General features: G+C 72.2%; 5 protein-coding genes. 4 read left to right on the top strand and 1 reads right to left on the bottom strand.

The window, feature by feature from the left end; all coding sequences use genetic code 11:
* Positions 1-379: 379 nt before the first annotated feature.
* From VF647_11535 to VF647_11520, 4 genes are all read left to right on the top strand, one after another.
* Positions 380-571, top strand: coding sequence for a hypothetical protein (locus tag VF647_11535; GenBank protein ID HEX8452721.1), 192 nt, complete (start codon positions 380-382; stop codon positions 569-571).
* A 9-nt stretch (positions 572-580) separates the two neighbouring features.
* Complete coding sequence (locus VF647_11530; GenBank protein ID HEX8452720.1) at positions 581-793, top strand: DUF350 domain-containing protein; 213 nt, start codon at positions 581-583, stop codon at positions 791-793.
* Positions 691-2322 carry a polyamine aminopropyltransferase gene (locus tag VF647_11525; protein HEX8452719.1) on the top strand — a complete coding sequence of 544 codons (1632 nt, stop codon included), beginning with the start codon at positions 691-693 and terminating at the stop codon, positions 2320-2322. Before VF647_11530 ends, VF647_11525 begins: the two co-directional genes overlap by 103 nt.
* Positions 2323-2418: 96 nt before the next feature.
* A complete protein-coding gene (locus tag VF647_11520; GenBank protein ID HEX8452718.1) occupies positions 2419-3042 on the top strand; it encodes an outer membrane beta-barrel protein in 624 nt (207 codons plus the stop codon).
* Between the two features lie 101 nt (positions 3043-3143).
* Here VF647_11520 and VF647_11515 read toward each other — a convergent pair.
* A partial coding sequence (locus tag VF647_11515; protein ID HEX8452717.1) for a competence protein CoiA family protein occupies positions 3144-4583 on the bottom strand: 1440 nt, incomplete at its 5' end.

Here is a 4583-nt window from a genome sequence, read left to right as displayed (position 1 = left end):
CGCGAAGCCCGCTGAAGCGGGCTGGGGGGGAGGCGGGGCACCATTTGTCATCCTGAGCGACGCGCGGCACCGTCCTTTCCCGTTGCGCGATCTGTGGCGCGGAGCGAAGGATCTACTGCGCGTGACGTGGGGTTGGCGGTGAGGTGTGATGCCCGGTCCGGTGTCGGGGCGCGGCGAGGGAGGGCAGACACGTGGGTCTGCCCCTACGGGCGGCGGTGCCGACGGGCGGGTGGCGGGGCGGGGGCGGGCACGGGCAGCCACATGGGGCGGCCCCTACGGAAGGCGACGGTGCGGCGGCGGGCACGGGCGCGATGAATCGCGCCCCTACGGGTTGGACGGACGTGCGGGTGATCACCCATTCCCCATTCCCCATTCCCCAATGAAAGGTCCGCGCATCTACATCGCATACGGGCTCGGCGTGCTGGCGCTGCTGGCGTGGGTGGAGTACACCGGGTACAGCATGGCCTCGGTGACCGAGGCGCAGGACGGAACACCGCGCTCCGTGCGCGACAACCCCGGGGCGAACCGCCCCATCTACGGCGGCGGCGGCCGATACGTCGGCGGCAAGTAAAGGAGATCAATGAACCAGCTCGCGAACGACATCCTGGCGGTCGTCGTCTACTCCCTCCTCGGCATCATCATCCTGGCCGTGGCGCTGGTGGTGGTGGACCGCATGACGCCCGGGACGCTGTGGAAGGAGCTGATCGAGGAGCACAACACCGCCCTCGCCATCCTCATGGGCTCGGTGGTGATCGCCTTCGGCATCGTCATCAGCGCGGCGATCGTAGGCTGAGCACGCGCGCCTCCACGGCCGGCGCGCAGGGGAGCGCCGCCGCGCTCTTTCTCACCGTCCTCCTGATCGCGGCGTGCGGCCTCGTCTACGAGCTGGTGGCGGGGGCGCTCAGCAGCTACCTGCTGGGCGACAGCGTCACGCAGTTCTCCACCGTCATCGGCACCTACCTGGCCGCCATGGGGGTGGGGAGCTGGGTCAGCCGCTACGTGACGCGCGGCCTCGTGGAGCGCTTCGTGGCCACCGAGCTCCTGGTGGCGGTGGTGGGCGGCTTCTCGTCGGCCGCGCTCTTCCTGGCCTTCGCGTACACGGACTCCTTCCGGGTGCTGCTGTACGCGCTGGTGGCCGTGATCGGCGCGCTGGTGGGGCTGGAGATCCCGCTGCTGATGCGCATCCTCAAGGGACGCTTCGAGTTCAAGGACGTCGTCGCCAACGTCCTCGCCTGGGACTACATTGGGGCACTGGGGGCGTCGCTCCTCTTCCCCGCCGTCCTGGTGCCGCAGCTCGGGCTGGTGAGGTCGGCGATCGCGTTCGGGATCGTGAACGCGGGGGTCGCGCTCTGGTCCACGCACCTCTTTCGCGAGGTGCTGGTGGAGAGAAGAGCGCTGCAGGGGGTGTGCGTGGCCGTCATCGCGCTGCTCTGCGCCGGCTTCATAGGCGCCGAGCGGCTGACGCGCGCGGCGGAGAGGAGCATCTACGCGGACGAGATCGTCTTCACGCGCGACTCGCGCTACCAGCGCATCGTCCTGACGGCGTGGAAGGACGACTTGCGGCTCTTCCTCAACGGCCACCTCCAGTTCTCCTCGCGCGACGAGTACCGCTACCACGAGGCGCTGGTGCACCCGGGTCTGGCGGCGCTCCCCGGCGCGCGGCGCGTCCTGGTCCTGGGCGGCGGCGACGGGCTGGCGGTGCGCGAGGTGCTGCGCTACCCCGGCGTGCAGCAGGTGACGCTGGTGGACCTGGACCCCGAGATGACGCGCCTCTTCGCCACGCACCCGGTGCTCACGGAGCTCAACGCGGGCTCGCTGAAGTCGCCGCGGGTGCGGGTGGTGAACGAGGACGCCTTCCAGTGGCTGGCGCGCACGGAGGAGATGTTCGACTTCGTGGTGGCCGACTTCCCGGACCCGTCCAACTACGCTGTCGGAAAGCTGTACACCAGCGCGTTCTACCGTCTGCTGGCGCGCCGGATGAGCCGCGACGGGCTCGCCGTGGTGCAGAGCACGTCGCCGATGTTCGCGCGGCGCGCCTTCTGGAGCATCGACGCCACCCTGCGCGACGCCGGCTTCCGCACCCGTCCGTATCACCTGTACGTGCCGTCGTTCGGCGAGTGGGGCTTCATCCTGGCGGGGCGCGGCGAGTACGCGCCGCCGTCCGCGCTCCCCGCGGGCCTGCGCTTCCTGACGCCGAGCGGCGTGCCCGCGCTCTTCGACTTTCCGGCCGACATGCGCCCCGTGCAGGCGGCCGTGAACCGGCTGGACGACCCGGTGCTCGTGCGCTACTACGACCAGGACTGGAAGGACTTCGGCGCCTGAGCCGGCCTTCCGCACATCGTTTCCGCGGCCGCGCATGGCTGCCGCGGAACACCGCGGGCGACCGCCCGCACACCCTCACTCCGGATGGAGAATAGCATGACCGTTCGTTCCATGTTCGCGATCTCCCTGTTCGCGCTCGCCGCCGGCGCCACCGATGCCGCGTCGCAGGCCCGTTCCACCACCGCCGGCTTCCACCTCGGCGCCGCGCTCAACGGCTCCTCCGTCAAAGTGGACGTAGAGGACGAAGAGACCGGCCTCGAGAGCGAGCGCGAGAACGGCGCCGGGATCAGCCTGACGGCGGGGTACAACTTCACTCCGCAGTTCGGCCTTCTCATCAACCTCACCGGCGCCAACGTCAGCTCCGACGGTGGCGACTTCGGGCTGGGCCACGCCGACCTGGCGGGGCGCTTCTCGATCGCCAACCCGGCGAGCGCGCTCGTGCCGTACCTGGAGCTCGGCATCTCCAGCATCGCGCTGGTGGACGAGGACGAGGAGAGCGGCGACGACGTGACGATCTCCGGCACCGGCTTCACGGGCGCGGCGGGGCTCAACTACTTCTTCAGCCCGAAGCTGGCGCTGGACGCCAACGTGCGCTTCACCATGGGCGAGCTGGACACGCTCAAGATCGGCGGCGAGTCGGTGACCACCGACGACGGCATCGACGCGACGACGGCCCGCATCAACATCGGCATCTCGTGGTTCCCGGGCGGCGGGCGCTAAGCTCGTAACGCAGGAACAGCAGGCCTCACGCGGAGACGCGGAGGCGCGGGGAAAGCACCTCCGCGTCTCCGCGCCTCCGCGTGAGGCTCTTTTTTGTCAGGTCAGTTTCCGATCTGGGCCGCCACGGCTTCGCGCACGGCGGCGCCGTCCAGCAGCGAGTCGGGGTCGAGCGGGGCGAGGGCGCGGGCGATGGCGGGGAGGAGCGTGTGCCAGGGCGGATCGGACGCGCGGAGGGTGGCGGTGAAGGGGGCGCCTTCCACGGTGCGCCAGCGGCCGCCGTCGTGGACGTACGCGGCGACGTCGGCGCGGATGGCGGGGCCCTGCGCGTCCGTCCATGCGTGCGCGACCAGGGTCAGCCAGACGGGGCCGTCGACCGCGTGGACGATGGGCCCCCTGCGGTGCGTCTCGGTCCAGCAGTGCGGCGAGCGGCCGAGGACCGGGTGCGGCGCGCCGGGAACGGCGGGGAGCGCGGGCCAGGCGAGCTGCGGAAGCTCCGGCGGGCCGCGAAAGGTCTCGGCGTGCGCGTCCCAGCGCAGGCGCTGCGGGTAGGCGTGGCCGGAGGCGGGTGGGGCTTCGGCGGCTTCCAGCCAGCGCATGGGGCTGTCCAGCACGGCACCCTGCGCGCCGCGCATCCCGCGCGCCCACGCGCCGAACTGCTCGTGCAGGATGCGCCGCGTCTCGGCGCGGTCGGCGCCCAGCACGGGGGAGCCGATGCGCGCGCCGCTGTCGTCGCGCTCCAGCCACGACTCGGCGGCCTCACCCTCCTCGCGCCGCTCCATCATGGAGATCCCCACCGCGCGGCAGCGGTTCTCGCCCGAGCTGCGGCCGGCGTTGGCGCGGTAGACGTGCACCTGGCGGCGCGCCACGCGGTGGGTGCCGTTGCGCTCGTACTCCAGCAGCCCCCGGTACAGCCCCTCGTGGCGCGGGCAGCGCCACACCTGCGGATGGAGGCGGCTGTCGCCCAGGAGGGGGAGGGGATCGTCCGGCGTCCACGCGTCGCCGTGGTCTGGGAGGACGCCGCGCGCGGGGACCTCGATCCAGGGGAGCCCAAGGGTGCGGTACTTGGCGGCCTTATCGTCGTCCACCGCGTGCGATGCGTAGACCTCCACGGCCGCCACGATGGCGCCGCCGCGCAGGAGCACCAGGTCGGCGCGCAGGGAGGGAAGGGAGTGCTCCACGCGCACTTCGTCCCACTCCAGCGGCCACGTGTTCTCGGGGGCGGCGGTGCAGCGCTCCGTGCTCCGCTCCTGCGGCACGCGGTGGCAGACGGGGCGCACGCGCAGCGGCCCGCCCCGCCCGAGCTGCTCGGCCAGGTGCACCTTGGCGGCGTGGTGCAGCGCCCCCTCGCCCCGGGCGGCGGCGCACTCGGAGCCGGCCAGGTGCGCGTAGTGGGGGCGGTTGCGCGCTCCCAGCTTGAGCCAGACCCGCTCCAGGCACACCGGGCAGAAGCTGCGCGGCCGGCGGCGCGGCGGGAGCGCGCGATACGCGACGACGGGCACGAGGAGGTGCTCCACGCCCGGCGCCTCGGGGACGATCCGGTC

Source organism: Longimicrobium sp. (assembly GCA_036387335.1).
Classification (GTDB): domain Bacteria; phylum Gemmatimonadota; class Gemmatimonadetes; order Longimicrobiales; family Longimicrobiaceae; genus Longimicrobium.
This window is presented reverse-complemented; position numbering and strand designations above follow the sequence as displayed.